This is a genomic window from Serratia sp. AR11 (assembly GCF_056376275.1).
The window spans coordinates 134,132-153,259 of record NZ_CM150739.1 but is presented as its reverse complement, the minus strand read 5'-3'; the positions used below and the strand labels follow the sequence as shown (position 1 = coordinate 153,259).

Below are 19,128 nucleotides of genomic sequence, written 5' to 3'. Positions count from 1 at the left end.
GCTAAATTTAGTCGGATAAACCTAAACGTTCACCCGCATAGGAACCGTCCTGAACGCGACGCCACCAGATTTCATTGTTCAGATACCAGGAAACCGTTTTGCGGATGCCGCTTTCAAAGGTTTCCTGCGGGCGCCAGCCCAGCTCCCGGTCAATTTTTCCGGCATCGATCGCGTAGCGCATATCATGGCCCGGACGATCCTTGACGTAGGTAATCAGGTCGCGGTATTTCTCCACGCCCTGTGGTTTGTTCGGCGCCAACTCTTCCAGCAGGTCGCAGATGGTCTGCACCACTTCAATATTCTTGCGCTCATTGTGGCCGCCGATATTGTAGGTTTCCCCTACCACGCCTTCGGTAACCACCTGGTACAGCGCGCGAGCGTGATCTTCGACGTATAACCAATCACGCACCTGCGCCCCGTCGCCATATACCGGCAAGGGTTTACCGGCAACGGCATTGAGTATCACCAGCGGGATCAGTTTCTCCGGGAAGTGATAGGGGCCGTAGTTATTGGAACAGTTGGTGACCAGGGTCGGCAGGCCATAAGTACGCAGCCAGGCGCGAACCAGGTGATCGCTGGAGGCCTTCGAGGCCGAATACGGGCTGCTTGGCGAGTAAGGCGTGGTTTCGGTAAACAGATCGTCCGTACCGTGCAGATCGCCATACACTTCGTCGGTGGAAATGTGGTGGAAACGGAAGCTTTGCTTCTTTGCCGCGTCCAGCGGCTGCCAATAATGGCGGGCCGCCTCCAGCATGGTGTAGGTGCCCACCACGTTGGTTTCAATAAATGCCGCCGGGCCGTCGATAGAACGGTCAACGTGGCTTTCTGCCGCCAGATGCATGATCACGTCCGGCTGGTACTCGGCAAACACCCGATCCAACGCCGCGCGATCGCAGATATCCACCTGTTCAAACGAATAACGAGGGTTATCGGCAACCACCGAAAGCGACTCCAGATTGCCCGCGTAGGTGAGCTTATCCAGCACCAGGACACTGTCCTGCGTGGCTTCGATAATATGCCTCACGACCGCGGAGCCAATAAAGCCGGCGCCTCCAGTGACTAAAATACGTTTCAACGCCAAACCCCTTTGGTATCCACGATCCAGGACTGCGTAATCTCTTCCGGCTTGATCGCCTTGAACTGTTTATGATCGACCAGCATCACGATCACGTCCGCCTGCTGCAACGCTTCTGGCAACTCTTTCAGCGTCACGTGGCCTACCAACGATTTCGGCAACTGTTCCACGTTTGGCTCAACGACCAGCGTTTCACCCACGTGCCAATCGGCAATCAGATGGGCCACTTCCACCGCCGGACTTTCACGCAGATCGTCGATATTTGGCTTGAAGGCCAGGCCGAAACAGGCAATTTTCACTTCTGAAGCGCGCTTGTCGGTCGCCGCCAGACAGTCGGCAACCGCCGCTTTCACGCGATCAACTACCCACAAAGGCTTTCCGTCATTCACCAGACGCGCAGTATGAATCAAACGTGCCTGCTGCGGGTTTTGCGACACGATAAACCAAGGGTCGACCGCGATGCAGTGGCCACCAACGCCAGGGCCTGGCTGCAGGATATTCACCCGCGGATGGCGGTTGGCCAAGCGAATAAGCTCCCAGACATTGATGCCCTGATCGGCGCAAATCAACGACAGTTCGTTGGCAAAGGCGATGTTCACGTCGCGGAAGCTATTTTCGGTGAGTTTGCACATCTCTGCAGTACGTGAATTGGTAATGACACACTCGCCTTCGAGGAAAATCTTGTACAACGCGCTGGCGCGCTCCGAACATTTTGGCGTCATGCCGCCAATAACGCGGTCGTTCTGAATCAGCTCAACCATCACCTGCCCTGGCAGAACGCGCTCTGGGCAATAAGCGATATTCACATCAGCGGCTTCACCCGCCTGCTGCGGGAAGCTGAGATCGCTGCGCGCCTCGGCCAGCCACTGCGCCATCTGCTCGGTGGCGCCGACCGGAGAGGTGGATTCCAGGATAACCAGATCGCCCTTTTTGAGCACCGGTGCCAGAGATTTGGCCGCAGCTTCTACATAGGCCAGATCCGGCTCATGGTCACCTTTAAACGGCGTTGGCACCGCAATCAGGAAAGCGTCCGCAGCCAGGGGTTGGGTCACCGCCTGCAGGTAGCCGCCGTCGACCGCGTCTTTCACCACTTTATCCAGATCGGGTTCAACGATGTGGATCGCGCCGCGATTAATGGTATCCACCGCATGTTGGTTAACATCTACGCCCACCACTTTTTTCTTGCGGGAGGCAAACGCCGCCGCCGTTGGCAGACCGATGTAACCCAGGCCGATAACCGAAATAGTGTTAAAACTCATAGTGTCACCTGATGATTCTTCAAAGCTTCGAGAATACGCTGGCAGGCATGCCCGTCACCGTAAGGGTTATGCGCCCGGCTCATGGCGTGATATTCGTCTTCGTCCGTCAGCAACTGGGTAACCGCATCAACAATTTTGGCTACGTCGGTTCCCACCAGACGCACCGTACCCGAATCGACCGCTTCCGGCCGCTCGGTGGTATCGCGCATCACCAGCACCGGTTTGCCCAATGACGGCGCTTCTTCCTGAATGCCGCCCGAGTCGGTCAGGATCATATAAGCGTTGGCCATCAGATACACAAAGGGCAAGTAATCCTGCGGGTCGATCAGGATGATGTTATCGATCCCTTTCAGAATGCGGTTGACCGGCTCGCTAACGTTGGGATTGAGATGTACCGGGTACACCACCTGCACATCGGGATGAGTGCGGGCAATTTCTGCCAGCGCACTGCAAATCCGCTCAAACCCGCCGCCAAAACTTTCACGACGGTGGCCGGTCACCAAGATCATTTTTTTGTCGGCATCCAGGAACGGATAACGCTGTGCCAGGCTGTCATGCAATGCAGCATCACCCATCACCCGATCGCGTACCCAGAACAATGCATCAATCACCGTGTTGCCGGTGACGAAGATATGATCGTCCGGTAACAGTTCGCGCAACAGGTTCTGACGCGAGTTTTCCGTCGGGGCAAAATGATACATCGCCAGATGGCCGGTCAGCTTGCGGTTAGCCTCTTCCGGCCATGGGGAGTAAAGGTCGCCGGTGCGCAGACCCGCCTCTACGTGCCCAACCGGGATACGCTGGTAAAACGCCGCCAAACTGGTCGCCAGCGTGGTGGTGGTATCACCATGAACCAGCACCACGTCCGGTTTGAATTCTTCAAGAACGCCTTTCAGGCCTTCCAGAATACGGCAGGTGATCTCACTCAATCCCTGGCCAGGCTTCATGATGTTCAGGTCGTAATCAGGCACTATCTCAAATAACCGCAATACCTGATCCAACATCTCACGATGCTGTGCCGTAACGCAGACTCTTGATTCAAAGGCTTCATCCTGAGCCAGGGCATGTACCAGCGGGGCCATTTTGATGGCTTCAGGTCTGGTGCCGAAAACAGTCAACACTTTCACAGCGAATCTCTTATTGTCGGTTAACCGCAGGCGTACCTGCGAATTGGGCGCTTATGCGCCCTTCAGCGAATTATTATATTATTTTTAATTACGCGGCCGACGCACCAGGGCAACACCTGCGCCAACCAAAGCACCCATCGCGCCCCACATGATCAACCAGAATATCCGCCGTGGGCTATCACGTTTTACCGGTTCTTCCGGGGTCCGCAAATAGCGGTAAGTCTGAAACTTCTCGTCCAACGTCGGGCCGACGTTTAATGTCGACAGCATCGCACGATTTTGATCGTAATCGAGATCGAAGGTTGGCCCTGAAGCCTGTAGCCCTTCCAAACGCGCCTGCAGCATAGGTTTACCCAGCAGGAACAGGTCGGAGTCCGGCAGTTGCTCTGTCGGCGTATCGGTCTGAGTCCGGCTGATACCCTGCGTCTCGGCAATCTTCAGTGCCTGTTGAATGGTATTCAATTCACGCTTATACACTGCCGCCGCCACCGCTTCCTGACGCTTGACCTGCGCCTTCATCGAGGTGGTACGGGCCGCCCAGGCACCCTGGATCTCTTCGTTCAAATGCTGCGCAGCGCGGTGACTGGCGAACGCCACATATTGACGCAACAGACGGTTGGCATCCGCCGCCGTTTCCGCCGTCAGCTTCACGCCGTCGTTCGGCACTTTTTTATCATCATGCGGTGTGAACTGAATATTGTTAATCAGTTCGTCGAGCAATGCCGCATCGGCAGCGGCATCGCCTTCCTGGCGCTGCTTGTAATAATCGCTCTGCAGCCAGAAATCGCGACGCGTATCGTAGGCCGCCAACTGCATAATGAATTCATTATAGGCTTCGTCAGCAATGCCGGGTTGATCGGTGCTGGCGGCCGGCATGGTCCGCACGTCCAGATTACGCAGGAATTGTTGCTGGGAATAATATCCCCCCAACGCATTCACTGTTGGCCGATCGGTAATCGCCGTCGCACTCCACTCCTGTTTCACCAGGTAGGAAACCATCAGCGCTACCACGGCGAATAACACCGCAATACCGATAATCCATGGCTTACCACGCCACAGGGTGCAGCACAGGCCGCGGATATCGAGTTCGTTATCCACCGCCGGGATATTCTTGTCAGACCTTGTTTCTGGATTCATCACTGCCCAAAAGCCTCTGGTTAAGATACTTGCTTATTGCCGTTCGAACGCCGCAGACGACGCTTGATACGCTTAATGTAACGTGCAACACGCCAGGCGCGTTTAATGCAGTAGCCGTACAAGAAGAAGGCAAGCAAGAATAATGCCAACATTACCCATTCAGGGATAAAAGTAAGGCGCTCGCCAAGCACGCCGATAGCCGCCAGCAAGGCTGCCGCCAGGGTAATCAACACGAAAGCCTGCCGTGGCGTAAAGCCTGCGCGCATAATCAAATGGTGAATGTGTTGGCGGTCTGGAGAGAAAGGGCTCATCCCTTTACGTAAACGGCGGTACATGATCGCAATCATGTCCATCAGCGGGATGGCAATAATCCACAACGCGGTAACCGGATTGATGGAGTGAGCTTTGCCCTGCGAACTTTGCACCAATAGCCAAATGGCGGTGAAACCGATCAGCGTGCTACCGGCATCCCCCATAAACACTTTATACCGGCGGCCAAGAATGCCGAGGTTAAGCAGAATATAAGGAACGATGGCGGCAATCATTGCGAAGCACCAGAAGGCCAGGTCAGAATGACCGCTCAGGTACAACAACACGCCCAGCGCACCGAAAGACACGCACGACAGCCCACCCAGCAGGCCATCAATACCGTCAACCATGTTAAAAGCGTTGATGGCTGCCCAAACGGCAAACAGCGTAACCAGGTAGCCAAACGGCCCCAGCAGCATTTCCCAATCGCCCAGCACATGACCCAAACTGCGCAGGTAAAGCCCGGCGAAAACCATCATCGCGATGCCGACCAGTGCCTGAACCAGCGCACGAATTTTCACGCTGATATCGAAACGATCGTCAAGAGCACCAACGAACACTAATATCCCCGCGCAAGCGAGGTAGAGTTTGCCATGCGCAATCGTTTGGTCAGAGATAAGAAAGGCGAAGCACAGCCCGGCATAAACAGAAATACCTCCGACCAGAGGGATCAGCCCCTGATGGCGTTTACGGTAATTAGGTTTATCAACCAGACCAATACGTTTTGCTGCTTTACGGGCAACAAAGAGAAAAGCCAAAGAAAACAGGAAAACAAATAGAATTTCAGTACTCATAGTGAGTAAGTTCACAGTTAACAAGATCTCTGTAGAAGATAAGGCAGCTTAACACGGGCGACAGGTTGCGCCATGGTATCCCGCTACCTTTCAGTCATTTCCTATGACGACAGCCATTCATTCTTATTCCACCGTGTTTGCCCGCTGTTTCGGCAGTAACAATGCGCGAGCGACGAAACGCCGACCGCAAATAAGATGAATTCTCAGTAAGTCACGAAAATAACTTACGTTTCCATTTCTGTTACTTATCGTATCTTCCAAAAGCAAAAAACGCCACGACTAGGCGTGGCGTTCTTGGAATATTTACTCAATTATGAGCGCATCGTCATTATGAGCGCTTCATCATATCGAAGAATTCATCGTTGGTCTTGGTCATGGCCAACTTGTTAATGAGGAATTCCATCGCATCAATCTCACCCATCGGGTGAATGATTTTACGCAGGATCCACATTTTCTGCAGTTCTTCAGAGGTGGTGAGTAATTCTTCTTTACGGGTACCAGAGCGGTTGTAATCGATAGCAGGGAATACGCGCTTCTCGGCGATTTTACGCGCCAGATGCAATTCCATGTTGCCGGTACCTTTAAACTCTTCGTAGATAACTTCGTCCATTTTCGACCCGGTATCGACCAGCGCGGTAGCGATGATGGTCAGGCTGCCGCCTTCCTCAACGTTACGTGCCGCACCGAAGAAACGCTTGGGACGATGCAGGGCGTTGGCATCCACACCACCGGTCAACACTTTACCGGAAGCCGGTACCACGGTGTTGTAGGCACGCGCCAGACGAGTGATGGAGTCAAGCAGGATGATCACGTCTTTCTTGTGCTCAACCAGACGCTTGGCCTTCTCAATCACCATTTCTGCAACCTGAACGTGGCGAGATGCCGGCTCGTCAAAGGTAGAAGCGATAACTTCACCCTTCACCAGACGCTGCATCTCGGTCACTTCTTCCGGACGTTCGTCGATCAGCAGGACCATCAGCACGCAGTCTGGGTGGTTGTAAGCGATGCTCTGCGCAATGTTCTGCAGCAGCATGGTTTTACCGGCTTTCGGCGGAGCAACAATCAGACCACGCTGACCACGACCAATCGGCGAAGCCAGGTCCAGCACGCGTGCTGTCAGGTCTTCGGTTGAGCCGTTGCCGCGTTCCATCCGCAGACGGGAGTTGGCATGCAGTGGGGTCAGGTTTTCGAACAGGATCTTGCTACGGGCGTTTTCCGGTTTGTCGTAGTTAACTTCGTTAACTTTCAACAGGGCAAAGTAGCGCTCGCCTTCTTTTGGCGGACGAATCTTACCGGAAACGGAGTCACCTGTACGGAGGTTAAAACGGCGGATTTGGCTAGGGGATACGTAGATGTCGTCGGGGCCTGCAAGGTAGGAACTGTCTCCAGAACGGAGGAAACCAAATCCATCCTGCAATATCTCCAACACGCCATCGCCGAAGATATCTTCTCCACTTTTCGCATGTTGCTTAAGGATAGAGAAGATAATGTCCTGCTTGCGCATGCGGGCAAGGTTTTCCAGCCCCATATTTTCGCCGAGAGTAATCAGCTCAGAAACCGGCGTATTCTTTAATTCGGTAAGATTCATAGTGGTGGGTTCTTAAACTCGGGGTATGTCTCGAACTTACATCGTGAATGGTATGGCAGCGGGATATCTCTTCCGGCTTTCTGGTGGTTGCATTGGCTTCCCTTGTTCATCCCAAAACTTAGCGAACTAAGCTGCGGAGACGCTTTCGGTTGCCGACTGGCCACGCCTTGAAATCCATTGGATATTCGTGCCTGTTTACTGGACGTTCGATCACCGGGCGCTGAGCCGTCACGGTAAGAAATGGCTTACAGAGGACGCGCGCAATGACGGTTTAAGATCGAAGGTACCTTAAAATTGATTTTGCAAAACCTTTTGATTGCTAAAACGCGGGCTGAGTTCATTTTTTCTTTCAACGCCAGCGGTTCAACACAGAGTAAAGCTTTAGATTTAGACTCTTTAGATTTAAAACTTCGGGCAAGTTCTATATGCAGTATGGTTAAACTTAACACGCTTCTGGGCAGGCGTCTAGCGGTGAATTGAACATCCCCGCCAGACGCCTGTATATCCCCGTTGTCTCTCACGCAGCAGCGTTTTTAGCCGCCGCATCACATCCATTGGGCATAGGGCTTCCCGCCCGATTACAGATTCGCGTTAAGGAAATCTTTGAGCTGACCTTTGGACAGCGCACCAACCTTGGTCGCGGCCACTTCACCGTTCTTGAACAGCAACAGCGTAGGGATACCACGGATACCGTACTTGGGTGCGGTTGCCGGGTTCTGGTCGATATTCAGCTTGGTGATGGTCAGCTTGCCTTCGAACTCTTCGGCAATCTCATCCAGAATCGGAGCAATCATCTTGCACGGCCCACACCATTCAGCCCAGAAATCGACCAGGATTGGCCCTTCAGCTTTCAGCACGTCGGTGTCGAAGCTGCCGTCAGTCAGGTGAATAATTTTATCGCTCATGTTCTACTCCAAAGGATTGTGTCTACCTTGTTGGTGTAGCATTAACCAACCTAAGGTGACTTTATTTCACCGGATACGCTTTCGTAAAGCAATAGTTAGCTGATATTCTACCACACTATGAGCAAAACACACTTGACCGAACAGAAGTTTTCCGACTTCGCCCTGCACCCGTTAGTCCTTGAAGCCCTTGAAAAGAAAGGGTTTCAACATTGCACGCCTATCCAGGCGTTAGCATTGCCGCTCACGCTCTCTGGGCGTGACGTTGCAGGTCAGGCGCAAACCGGTACCGGAAAGACGTTGGCATTTTTAACGTCTACTTTTCACTATTTGCTTTCTCACCCGGCGAAACAGGATCGCAAGATCAACCAGCCGCGCGCCTTGATCATGGCGCCAACGCGTGAACTCGCGGTGCAGATCCACTCCGATGCGGAAGCCCTGTCCCAGTCCACCGGCCTGAAAATGGGTCTGGCGTACGGCGGCGATGGCTACGACAAACAGCTGAAAGTGCTGGAAAGCGGCGTGGATATCCTGGTGGGAACTACCGGTCGTTTAATTGATTACGCCAAACAGAACTATATCGATCTGGGCGCGATCCAGGTTGTGGTGCTGGATGAAGCCGACCGCATGTACGATCTGGGCTTTATCAAAGACATTCGCTGGTTGTTCCGCCGCATGCCTGCGGTCGATCAACGCCTGAACATGCTGTTCTCTGCCACCCTTTCCTACCGCGTACGCGAGCTGGCTTTCGAGCAGATGAACAACGCTGAATATGTTGAAGTGGAACCGGAACAGAAAACCGGCCACCGCATTAAAGAAGAATTGTTCTACCCGTCCAACGAAGAAAAAATGCGTCTGCTGCAGACGTTGATCGAAGAAGAGTGGCCTGACCGCTGCATCATCTTCGCCAACACCAAGCACCGCTGTGAAGACGTTTGGGGCCATCTGGCTGCCGATGGTCACCGCGTAGGCCTGTTGACCGGCGATGTGGCGCAGAAAAAACGCCTGCGTATTCTCGATGACTTCACCAAGGGCAACCTCGATATTCTGGTCGCCACCGACGTCGCTGCCCGCGGCCTGCATATTCCGTTGGTTACCCACGTCTTCAACTACGACTTGCCTGACGACTGCGAAGACTACGTTCACCGTATCGGTCGTACCGGCCGTGCCGGCGAAAGCGGTCATTCCATCAGCCTGGCTTGTGAAGAGTATGCGCTCAACCTGCCGGCGATCGAAACCTACACCGGTCATAGCATTCCGGTGAGCAAGTACAACAGTGATGCGTTATTGAGTGATCTGCCTGCGCCGAAACGCCTGGCACGTCCTCGCGGCGGCAACGGCCCACGCCGTAACTCCGCGCCACGTCGTGGCGGTGCGCCACGCAATAACCGTAAACGTTCAGGCTGATAGACCATGCTCAGTTCCAGCGCACTTTATGCCGCTATCGACCTTGGCTCCAACAGCTTCCACATGTTGGTGGTGCGCGAGGTGGCCGGCAGTATTCAGACTTTGGCGCGCATCAAGCGCAAGGTGCGTCTGGCTGCCGGGCTGGATCAAAATAATCTCCTGTCGCATGAAGCCATGCAGCGCGGCTGGCAATGCCTGAAGTTGTTCTCCGAACGCCTGCAGGACATTCCACGCGCACAGATCCGAGTGGTCGCCACGGCTACGCTGCGTCTGGCATCCAATGCCGATGAGTTTCTGCAAAACGCAGAGCAAATTCTCGGCTGCCCGATCCAGGTGATCAGCGGTGAAGAAGAAGCACGGCTGATCTACCACGGCGTTGCCCATACTACCGGCGGCCCGGATCAGCGTTTAGTGGTCGATATCGGCGGCGGTAGCACCGAGCTGGTTACCGGTACCGGCGCACAGGCGGCTCAGCTGTACAGCCTGTCGATGGGTTGTGTCACCTGGCTGGAGCGGTTCTTCAGCGATCGTAATCTGGGGCTGGAGAATTTTGAGCGGGCCGAACAGGCTGCACGTGAAATGGTGCGTCCCATCGCGCCACAGCTGCGTCAGCACGGTTGGCAAGTCTGCGTTGGTGCTTCCGGCACCGTTCAGGCGCTGCAGGAAATCATGGTGGCACAGGGCATGGATGAACGCATCACCCTGTCCAAACTGCGCCAATTGAAACAGCGCGCCATTCAGTGCGGCAAGCTGGAAGAGTTGGAAATTGAAGGGCTGACGCTGGAGCGGGCTCTGGTGTTCCCAAGCGGGCTGTCGATCCTGCTGGCGATTTTCCAGGAGCTGGGCATCGAAAGCATGATGCTGGCCGGCGGCGCACTGCGCGAAGGACTGGTCTACGGCATGTTGCATCTGCCGGTCGAACAGGACATCCGCAGCCGTACCATTCGCAACCTGCAACGACGTTATCTGTTGGATACCGAGCAAGCCGAGCGCGTCAGCCAACTGGCCGCCAACTTCTCGCAGCAGGTGAGCAATGAATGGCAATTGGATGCGCGATGTCGCGAGTTATTGCACAGCGCCTGTCTGATCCACGAAATCGGCCTCAGCGTTGATTTCAAACAGGCACCGCAACACGCAGCCTACCTGATCCGCCATCTGGATTTACCCGGTTTCACCCCGGCGCAGAAAAAACTGCTGGCCACCCTGCTGCAAAACCAGAGCAACACTATCGATCTGCCACTGCTGAGCCAGCAAAACGCCCTGCCGCCGCGTACGGCGCAACGTTTATGCCGGATTTTACGCCTGGCCATCATCTTCGCCAGCCGTCGTCGCGACGACACGCTGCCGGCGGTACGCCTGCGTGCCAATAATGATGATGAGCTGACGGTGATCCTGCCGCCAGGTTGGCTGGAGCAGCACCCGCTACGGGCGGAGGCGCTGGATCAGGAAAGTCATTGGCAAAGCTATGTTCATTGGCCGTTGATACTGGAAGAACAACGTTGATATGACAAGGGCGCGAATAGCACCCTTGAGTTTGATGACAAAGTTGTCTTTGAATCCGAGATACCCGGGCCTAGCGCATCGAGGGGCGCTCCGGCGGGCAAGCCGCTACGACCCCTTCGGCACGCTCTCCCTAATAACGGGCTTTGTCAGTAGTCTGAAGGGCGCCAATAGCGCCCTTAATTTTAACTTCCGCCTTTAGCCTTAGCCAACTGGGCGCGAATATTCGCCAGATGGCTCTGCCCTTTTTGCATCCGTTCTTGCGGACTGACCACCTTACGTTCACTTTCCCACGCCAGGTCATCCTGCGGCAGCTCCAGCAAGAAACGACTGGGTTCCGGCCGCACCAGTTCGCCATATTGGCGACGTTCGCGACACAGGGTGAAAATCAGCTCTTTTTGGGCGCGAGTGATCCCCACATAGGCCAAACGCCGCTCTTCATCGACGTTATCCTCGTCAATGCTGCTCTGATGCGGCAGTAACCCCTCCTCCATCCCCACCAGGAAGACATAGGGGAACTCCAGCCCTTTGGAAGCATGCAGCGTCATCAACTGAACCTGATCCAGTTCCTCGTCGCTTTCGCCGCGTTCCATCATGTCGCGCAGGGTAAAGCGCGTTACCACCTGGGTCAGCGTCATTGGCTCGTCCAGCTCGCTGCCTTCGAGCATTTCCGTCATCCAGCCGAACAGCGTATTGACGTTTTTCATGCGCATTTCGGCGGCTTTCGGGCTGGGTGAAGTTTCAAACAGCCAGCTTTCGTAATCTACGCCGCGGATCAGATCGCGCACCGCGGCTATCGGCTCACGCTCCGCCAACTGAGCAATCCCGTCCAGCCAGTGAGTGAAGCGTTGCAGCGACTCTAACCCACGACCGGTCAGGTGCTGGCTCAGGCCGAGATCGAAACTGGCGCGGAACAGGCTTTTGTTACGTTGATTGGCCCACTCACCCAGTTTTTGCAGCGTTGCCGGGCCAATCTCGCGCTTTGGCGTGTTAACGATGCGCAGAAATGCGCTGTCATCATCCTGGTTAGTCAGAACACGCAGGTAGGCTAGCAGATCCTTGATTTCCGGCCGCGAGAAAAACGAGGTGCCACCGGAAATTTTGTAAGGGATGCGGTTTTGCATCAGCATTTTTTCAAACAGCCGTGACTGATGGTTACCACGATAAAGGATCGCATAATCGCCGTAGTTGGTTTTCTTCACGAAGTGATGAGCAATCAGCTCCCCGACGACGCGCTCGGCCTCATGATCCTCATTATTGGCGGTCACCACCTTCAGCTCTTCGCCGTAACCCAGCTCGGAAAACAGCCGTTTTTCAAACACGTGCGGGTTATTGGCGATCAGGATATTCGCCGCCTTCAGGATACGCTCGCTGGAGCGGTAGTTCTGCTCCAGCTTAATCACCTGCAGTGCCGGAAAGTCTTCCTTCAACAGCACCAGGTTCTGTGGACGCGCACCACGCCAGGAGTAAATCGACTGATCGTCATCCCCCACCACGGTGAAACGCGCGCGGTTACCCACCAGCAACTTCACCAGTTCGTACTGACTGGTGTTGGTGTCCTGATATTCATCCACCAACAGATAACGAATACGGTTCTGCCAGCGTTCGCGCACTTCTTCATTGCGCTGCAGCAGCAGAGTCGGCAGCAGGATTAAATCGTCAAAATCCAGCACGTTACAGGCACGCATATGCGCGTGATACAGGCCGTAGCAATGCGCGAACAGCTTGTCGCGTTCAGAGCGCGCCAGCTCCATCGCCTTCTGGGGATCGACCAGATCATTCTTCCAGTTGGAGATGGTGGAAATCAGCTGCGCTACCAGCGTCTTGTCATTCTCCAGCCATTTCTCGGTCAGTTCTTTCAACAGCGCCAGCTGATCCTGATCGTCGAAAAGTGAGAAGTTGGACTTCATCCCCAGCGCGACATATTCACGTTTGATGATTTCCAGCCCCAGCGTGTGGAAAGTGGAAATCATCAGTCCGCGTGCTTCTTTGCGCCCCATGGTTTGCGCCACACGCTCTTTCATCTCGCGCGCAGCCTTATTGGTAAAGGTCACGGCGGCGATTTGCCGCGCCTGATAACCACAGTTGTGGATCAGGTGAGCGATTTTGTTGGTGATGACGCGCGTCTTGCCGGAACCGGCACCGGCCAGCACCAGACAGGGCCCGGTAACGAATTCGACGGCTTGTTGTTGGCTGGGATTTAATCGCATGGCGCTTTATTGCTCGACTTTATAACGTAGGAGGGGATTGTAGCAGAAAGCACCGATGAGATTTAACGGGTATAATCAGCGCAATTTCTGTATCGATAAAGGCAATACCATGGCAAAGACGGCGTGCGCCCTGCACATTCTGGTAGATAACGAAAAACTGGCCGATGAACTGCTGGCCAAGCTTAAACGCGGCGTCAGTTTCGACACCCTGGCGCGCAAATACTCAACTTGCCCATCAAAACGCAATGGCGGCTCTTTGGGCGAGTTCAACAAGGGCACCATGGTGGCCGCCTTCGATAAAGCGGTGTTCAGCATTCCGCTGCTCAAGCCCTACGGCCCGGTCAAAACCCAGTTCGGCTACCACATCATCAAAGTGCTGTATCGCAGCTGATTGAGGGGGCAAGCGCCCCCTCTATTCTTACTGTGCGCTGGTTTCCGGCGCTGGAGCGGTATCGGTAGGTTTAACTTCTTCCGATACCACGGCTGGTGCCGGGGACATAATGCCGTTATAGGTTTCCTGTAACTGCTTCATGCTCATCTCTGGCTCGCCTTTCGGCTGCATCAACACCAGGGTCGCATCTTGCGAAAGCTGAAGTTTCAGCTCCTGATTCAGCGCTTCCAGCGTCAATCCGCTCAAGAACTCCTGACGAAGCTTTTGATACTGCTCCGGCGCGATATCCACTACGCCACTCTGTTGCGAACGCAGGCGCTGGCTCATCAACACATCCGTATCGGTACGGGCATAGGTGGCAAACAGCTTGCTGAGTTGATCGTTTTTCTGCGCCAGCAGGGCGTTAAACTCGTCTTGCGACAAACCGTTATTACGCACGTTAGCCAACTCGCGGGCGATAAAGCCCAGGCTGTTGTTCAGGTTGTTGTTTGGCGTGTCCAGATGGATGGCACATTGGGCGCGTTGGTATTGCACCCGGCAATCGAAGCCCAGATGCAGGTTTTTCTGGTCACTCTTGTCCAGCACCTGCTGGAGATGCCAGAACAACGCTTCGCGAGCCATATCCCCGCGCCAATAGCGGCTCAGATTTTGCGAGTCACGGATCGGGTGCCAGGGTGCATCCCACATGATCGACAGCGTATCCTGTTTCACCTGTTCGCTGATCAGGCTGACCGGCTGCGGTGGCAGGGACGTCAGCGTTGGCATCAGGGCCGGCGTTTCACGCTTGCCTTGTAGCGGCGAGAAGGCTTTGTTGATTTGCTCGCTCAGGCTACGGCTGTCTACCTTGCCCACCACGTACAGCGTCATCGCGTCCGGGGTGTACCACTGCTGGTAGAATTTCTTCAGTTGATCAACATTCACCGGTCGCTTGGGTGGCTGGGCCGGATCGTGTGCCAGCATCGTCGAGCCTTTCAGGCGATAGCGCCACCAGGCATCTTTGGGATTCGGTGGGAAAGTGCCAACCGGATCGATGCTGGAGTTGACCACCGCATGCACCGTATGTTCGTCGATCGCCAGCTTGCCGGTGGTATCGGAAAGCCACGTCAGCGCTTCTTTCAGCAGGTCTGGGCGGTTATTCGGCAAACTGAGATTATAAATGGTGAAGTCATAAGAACTGATGGCCGGCGGCAGTGGGCGGTCGCTGTCTACGCTTTGTTGCCACAGTGAACGCAACTGCGGTGGCGTAAAGCTTTCGCTGCGCGCCAACGACAGGCGCGGCAACAGATGGGCGAAGCCAATCTGCTGTGAAGACTCCACTAAAGAGCCAGTGTTAACCATCAACCGTAGTTCGACGCGATCGCTCGGCCGCTGCGGTGTGTCTAATATCTGCCATGAAAACCCGTTGGCCAACGCCCCCTGCTGCCAGGCAGGGTCGGGTTGTAGTGCTTCAGCCTGCACGCTGCTGTTGGCTGCAGCCAACAGCAGCCCACCTGCTATGAGATGAATTCTGGTGCCCTGCATGTGAACCCCTACTTAATGACTATCCAATTTCTTTATGCAAATGCGGATATTCCATTTACCGGAATATTAGGCTGCGACCAACAGCCTACAAACAAAACGCCCTGAGTTTCACAGTGGGGCGGAAAGCAGAAAGTGTACCATCGAGTTAGACCGCGCGCCTTTGCGGATGTCACTCATTAGTGTGAAAAATAATGGATAACCGTATTTTTAATGCAAGAAATCATTACGCGGGGGGATAAAACATCACCGATTGCCGTGGCAACCGGTGATTTGAGGATAAAATCAGGCCGAAGGCAGTGTTTTATCGGCTCCTGAGCCAGGCTTGTTGGACAGGGTGTCATGCAGCTGCTTTTCATCCAGCTGTTTACACCATTTTGCTACCACCACCGTGGCCACGCCGTTACCGACCAGGTTGGTCAGCGCACGGGCTTCGGACATAAAGCGGTCAATGCCCAGAATCAGCGCCAGACCGGCCAGCGGCAGATGACCGACGGCGGAAATGGTGGCGGCCAGCACGATAAAGCCACTGCCGGTCACCCCTGCCGCCCCTTTAGAGGACAGCAACAGCACCACCAGCAGCGTGACCTGATGGATAACATCCATATGGGTGTTGGTCGCCTGCGCGATAAACACCGCAGCCATGGTCAGGTAGATTGAGGTACCGTCCAGGTTAAAGGAATAGCCGGTCGGAATAACCAGGCCCACCACCGATTTTTTGCAGCCCAGCTTTTCCATCTTGTCGAGCATGCGTGGCAGTACCGACTCAGAAGAGGAAGTCCCGAGCACGATCAACAACTCTTCTTTGATGTAGCGAACAAACTTGAAAATGCTAAAGCCGTTGGCGCGGGCAATCGAGCCCAGCACCACCACCACGAACAGAACGCAGGTGAGATAGAAGCAGGCGATCAGCTGACCGAGCTGCAGCAGCGAGCCCACGCCATACTTGCCTATGGTGAACGCCATTGCCCCAAAGGCACCCAACGGCGCCAGGCGCATAATCATATTGATGATGCCGAAGATCACGCGGGAGAAGCTTTCGATCACATTAAAGATCAGTTGGCCCTTATCACCCAGGCGATGCAGGGCAAAACCGAACAGCACGGCAAACAGCAGCACCTGCAGAATATTGCCGCTGGCGAAAGCACCGATCACGCTACCGGGGATGATGTCCAGCAGGAACGGGACAATGCCCTGCTGCTGGGCTTGTTCGGCGTAAACCGCCACCGCCTTGGCATCCAGCGTGCCAGGGTCGATGTTCATCCCGGCACCCGGCTGTACCAGGTTGACGATCAGCAAACCAATCAGCAGCGCAATGGTGCTGACAATTTCAAAATAGAGCAGTGCAATCGCACCGGTACGGCCTACGGCCTTCATGCTTTCCATGCCCGCGATACCGGTCACCACGGTACAGAAGATCACCGGAGCGATGATCATTTTAATCAGTTTGACGAATCCATCGCCCAGAGGTTTCATCTGCGCGCCAATGTCAGGGTAGAAATGGCCAAGCAGGACACCCAGCGTAATCGCTGTCAGCACCTGAAAATAGAGGCTCTTAAAGATAGTGAGTTTCATATGAACATCCTTTGGGGGGGAAGACACGCACCAGGCGGTAGTCTAGTTATCTCGCCTGTTCATCGCTTGCGCGGAAAATAACACCCACCTAACAACATGGAAATAATTTGTTGCACCAATAGATACATGTTGATACGAATTTAAGAGCTGAAACGCGCCAGCCCAAATGCAAGGCTGTAAATTGCGTAACCCATTGTTTGCACTAACGCGAAAGAGGTAGATAACACTGGCGATTTTCGGACGGGATTATTGGGCGACGTGGCTGTCACCCATGGCGAAAGGCAAAAGGGGGATCAGGCCGGAGGCCGGCAGAACTCGGCTTCAAACTCACTGCGCGGTAACGGACGAGCAAACAAAAAGCCCTGCCCGCTATGAATACCCTGCTGCAACAGCCAGTCACGCTGCTCGGCATTTTCGACGCCTTCGGCCATCACCGGCAGCGCCAGCACCTCAGAAATCGAACTGACAATACGCACCATAGCGTCGTCCGTCGGCAGGCCCTGAATAAAGCTCTTGTCGATTTTAATCAAATCGATCGGCAGGCATTTCAATCGGTTGAGGTAATTAAGGCTGGAATATCCCATGCCGAAGTCATCCAGCGCGATGGAAAGCCCCAAATCGTGTAACTCCCGCAACAGCGCCAACGCACGATCGAGATCGTCAATACGCACCGTTTCGGTAATTTCCAGCAACAGCTTGCGCGGATCAATCTGATACTGCGCCAGCAGGCTCTTCAGGTGTGGAATAAAATCTTCATGCTTCATCTGGATTGGGGAGACATTGACCGCCAGCGGCAGCGTAATGCCACGGGCCTGCCAATCGGCCAGGATCAGGCAAGCCTCTTCCAGCACCCAGTTGCCGAGCGGCACAATCACGCCCAGTTCTTCGGCTAACGGAATAACGTCTGCCGGCAGGGTAAAGCTGCCGTCGTACTGCTGCCAGCGCAGCAAGGCCTCGGCACCGATCACCGAGTTGGACTGCATATCGACCTGCGGCTGTAAAAACAGGGTGAAACGGCGCTGCTCGATGGCATGCAGAATTTCACTTTCCTGCGTCAAACGCTTTTGAGTACGTTCCGTCAGGCTGGGTTCGAAGAACAGCACCTGATTTTTGCCTTCGCGGTGCGCCGACATCATCGCCGAGGTGGCACTGCGCAATAGCTGCTCCGCACTTTCCCCCGGATTAAGATAATGGGCGATACCGATGCTGGCGCTGGGTCGCAACGGCATCTCCTGCAGGCTCAGCGGCGCATTAATCTGCGCCATGATACGACGCGCCAGTTGCATGGCGTGGAACGGACGCTCGACGCCTTTGGCCAAAATGGCAAACTCGGTTTTGCTCAGCTGCGCCAGCACGCCGTTTTCATCGATGCACTCACGCAGCTTCTTCACCAGCGTCAACAGCAGCACTTCTCGCATTGCCGGATTGAGCACGCCGGAGGCCTCATGCAGGGTTTCAATGCTGATCACCAGCAAGTTAAAACGCTCGGGCCGCAGGCTGGAGGCAATATGCTGCTCCAGCAGGGCGGTGAACAGCGCCTGATTTGGCAGCTCGGTGACCGGATGATGGGTGCTCATGCGGCTCATTTCGGCATAGGCTTTGGCCAGCCGCTGCTGATTGCGGTTGTAGTTGCGCACCAGCAGCCCCAGTTCGTCGTCCTGGTGTAACGCCGGCAGCATCAGTTGATGGTATGGCGCCTCTTCCTGGGAAATATTTTCCAGCTCTTTGGCCATCGCCCGCAGCGGATGCACCATCAGCCGGTTCATACACCAGCTAATGGAGACCGACAGGATCAGCGCCAGCAGCAAATAGGTCGATAACATGGTCGACAACATGCTGAGAATGAACTGGTACATACGGAACGAATCGGCCTGCAGTACCAGATAAGCCAATGGCTGCGGGTTGGCCGGCACGCGCTCCAGCGAATAGAGCGGAACGGAAATCTGGATTGGCAGCTCGAACAGGCGAGCAATCAGCGTCGGTACCGGGCGTTCCGGCGGAAAATTGGCGTGTAATGCCTGGAATTCGTTCGGCAGTACGATATCCGCCCGGCTCAGAATGCCGACCGGCAGCAGGGTATTCAGCACCCGCTTGGTTTCCGGCACGTCCATGCGCAGCACGGCCTCCGCCAGCGGCTGGCGTACGGAATGAGCAATATTTTCCAGTTGCTGGGCATAGTCATCCCTGCGCTGCTGCACAAAATGGAATAACTGGATCACGATAAAGATACAGATTGTCACCAGCGCTACGCCGGAAACCGTTGCCATCTGTTTAATCGTTAATGAACGCCTGACCCGCAAACCTGCTCTCCGCTAATTCGGGCTGAAATAAAAAAG

At 54.8% G+C, this 19,128-nt stretch carries 14 protein-coding genes; 3 read left to right on the top strand and 11 right to left on the bottom strand.

The features are described 5' to 3' along the window. Nucleotides 1-7 precede the first annotated feature (7 nt). The 7 genes from rffG to trxA all read right to left on the bottom strand — a co-directional run bounded on the left by rffG (nt 8) and on the right by trxA (nt 8,194). On the bottom strand, nt 8-1,075 hold the full coding sequence (rffG, locus tag ACSOSI_RS00670; RefSeq protein WP_012004636.1) for a dTDP-glucose 4,6-dehydratase: 1,068 nt from the start codon (nt 1,073-1,075) through the stop codon (nt 8-10). Then, nucleotides 1,072-2,334 (bottom strand): UDP-N-acetyl-D-mannosamine dehydrogenase, encoded by a 1,263-nt coding sequence (gene wecC / locus ACSOSI_RS00665; RefSeq protein WP_112363600.1) that lies wholly within the window; start codon nt 2,332-2,334, stop codon nt 1,072-1,074. The genes rffG and wecC overlap by 4 nt, the downstream gene beginning before the upstream one ends. Continuing rightward, nucleotides 2,331-3,461 (bottom strand): non-hydrolyzing UDP-N-acetylglucosamine 2-epimerase, encoded by a 1,131-nt coding sequence (wecB, locus tag ACSOSI_RS00660; protein WP_012004634.1) that lies wholly within the window; start codon nt 3,459-3,461, stop codon nt 2,331-2,333. Before wecB ends, wecC begins: the two co-directional genes overlap by 4 nt. 84 nt (nt 3,462-3,545) lie before the next feature. Then, a complete protein-coding gene (gene wzzE, locus ACSOSI_RS00655) occupies nt 3,546-4,598 on the bottom strand; it encodes an ECA polysaccharide chain length modulation protein (RefSeq protein ID WP_476706400.1) in 1,053 nt (350 codons plus the stop codon). 20 nt (nt 4,599-4,618) lie between these two features. Then, nucleotides 4,619-5,716 carry a UDP-N-acetylglucosamine--undecaprenyl-phosphate N-acetylglucosaminephosphotransferase gene (wecA, locus tag ACSOSI_RS00650; RefSeq protein WP_112349379.1) on the bottom strand — a complete coding sequence of 366 codons (1,098 nt, stop codon included), beginning with the start codon at nt 5,714-5,716 and terminating at the stop codon, nt 4,619-4,621. A 313-nt stretch (nt 5,717-6,029) separates the two neighbouring features. Further along, complete coding sequence (rho, locus tag ACSOSI_RS00645) at nt 6,030-7,289, bottom strand: transcription termination factor Rho (protein WP_004950874.1); 1,260 nt, start codon at nt 7,287-7,289, stop codon at nt 6,030-6,032. A gap of 578 nt (nt 7,290-7,867) precedes the next feature. Further along, a complete protein-coding gene (trxA, locus tag ACSOSI_RS00640) occupies nt 7,868-8,194 on the bottom strand; it encodes a thioredoxin TrxA (RefSeq protein ID WP_012004631.1) in 327 nt (108 codons plus the stop codon). Between the two features lie 117 nt (nt 8,195-8,311). Between trxA and rhlB the strand changes: the two genes are divergently transcribed. Both rhlB and ppx read left to right on the top strand, forming a co-directional pair. Further along, entirely contained in the window at nt 8,312-9,598 is a 1,287-nt protein-coding gene (gene rhlB / locus ACSOSI_RS00635; protein ID WP_012004630.1) for an ATP-dependent RNA helicase RhlB, read from the top strand. A 6-nt stretch (nt 9,599-9,604) separates the two neighbouring features. Further along, complete coding sequence (gene ppx / locus ACSOSI_RS00630; protein WP_476706399.1) at nt 9,605-11,101, top strand: exopolyphosphatase; 1,497 nt, start codon at nt 9,605-9,607, stop codon at nt 11,099-11,101. Nucleotides 11,102-11,283: 182 nt separating this feature from the next. On the opposite strand, the gene rep is transcribed toward ppx, so the two are convergent. Continuing rightward, the gene (rep, locus tag ACSOSI_RS00625; RefSeq protein WP_476706398.1) at nt 11,284-13,308 is read right to left on the bottom strand and encodes a DNA helicase Rep; all 2,025 of its coding nucleotides are present in this window, start codon (nt 13,306-13,308) and stop codon (nt 11,284-11,286) included. Between the two features lie 109 nt (nt 13,309-13,417). Between rep and ppiC the strand changes: the two genes are divergently transcribed. Then, nucleotides 13,418-13,699: a peptidylprolyl isomerase PpiC gene (ppiC, locus tag ACSOSI_RS00620; RefSeq protein ID WP_017891252.1), complete on the top strand. Its 282-nt coding sequence runs from the start codon at nt 13,418-13,420 to the stop codon at nt 13,697-13,699. 27 nt (nt 13,700-13,726) lie between these two features. Here the strand turns inward: ppiC and ACSOSI_RS00615 are convergent, their stop codons facing one another. From ACSOSI_RS00615 to hmsP, 3 genes are all read right to left on the bottom strand, one after another. Continuing rightward, nucleotides 13,727-15,220 carry a M16 family metallopeptidase gene (locus ACSOSI_RS00615; RefSeq protein ID WP_017891251.1) on the bottom strand — a complete coding sequence of 498 codons (1,494 nt, stop codon included), beginning with the start codon at nt 15,218-15,220 and terminating at the stop codon, nt 13,727-13,729. 282 nt (nt 15,221-15,502) lie between these two features. Beyond that, nucleotides 15,503-16,792: a dicarboxylate/amino acid:cation symporter gene (locus tag ACSOSI_RS00610; protein ID WP_017891250.1), complete on the bottom strand. Its 1,290-nt coding sequence runs from the start codon at nt 16,790-16,792 to the stop codon at nt 15,503-15,505. A 293-nt stretch (nt 16,793-17,085) separates the two neighbouring features. Beyond that, on the bottom strand, nt 17,086-19,092 hold the full coding sequence (gene hmsP / locus ACSOSI_RS00605) for a biofilm formation regulator HmsP (protein WP_012004624.1): 2,007 nt from the start codon (nt 19,090-19,092) through the stop codon (nt 17,086-17,088). Between the last annotated feature and the right edge of the window lie 36 nt (nt 19,093-19,128).

Coding starts and splice junctions, on each gene's coding strand:
- rhlB (WP_012004630.1), top strand. CDS start 8,312: ATGAGCAAAACACACTTGACCGAACAGAAGTTTTCCGACTTCGCCCTG.
- rho (WP_004950874.1), bottom strand. CDS start 7,289: ATGAATCTTACCGAATTAAAGAATACGCCGGTTTCTGAGCTGATTACT.
- ppx (WP_476706399.1), top strand. CDS start 9,605: ATGCTCAGTTCCAGCGCACTTTATGCCGCTATCGACCTTGGCTCCAAC.
- ACSOSI_RS00610 (WP_017891250.1), bottom strand. CDS start 16,792: ATGAAACTCACTATCTTTAAGAGCCTCTATTTTCAGGTGCTGACAGCG.
- ppiC (WP_017891252.1), top strand. CDS start 13,418: ATGGCAAAGACGGCGTGCGCCCTGCACATTCTGGTAGATAACGAAAAA.
- trxA (WP_012004631.1), bottom strand. CDS start 8,194: ATGAGCGATAAAATTATTCACCTGACTGACGGCAGCTTCGACACCGAC.
- rep (WP_476706398.1), bottom strand. CDS start 13,308: ATGCGATTAAATCCCAGCCAACAACAAGCCGTCGAATTCGTTACCGGG.
- ACSOSI_RS00615 (WP_017891251.1), bottom strand. CDS start 15,220: ATGCAGGGCACCAGAATTCATCTCATAGCAGGTGGGCTGCTGTTGGCT.
- wecC (WP_112363600.1), bottom strand. CDS start 2,334: ATGAGTTTTAACACTATTTCGGTTATCGGCCTGGGTTACATCGGTCTG.
- wzzE (WP_476706400.1), bottom strand. CDS start 4,598: ATGAATCCAGAAACAAGGTCTGACAAGAATATCCCGGCGGTGGATAAC.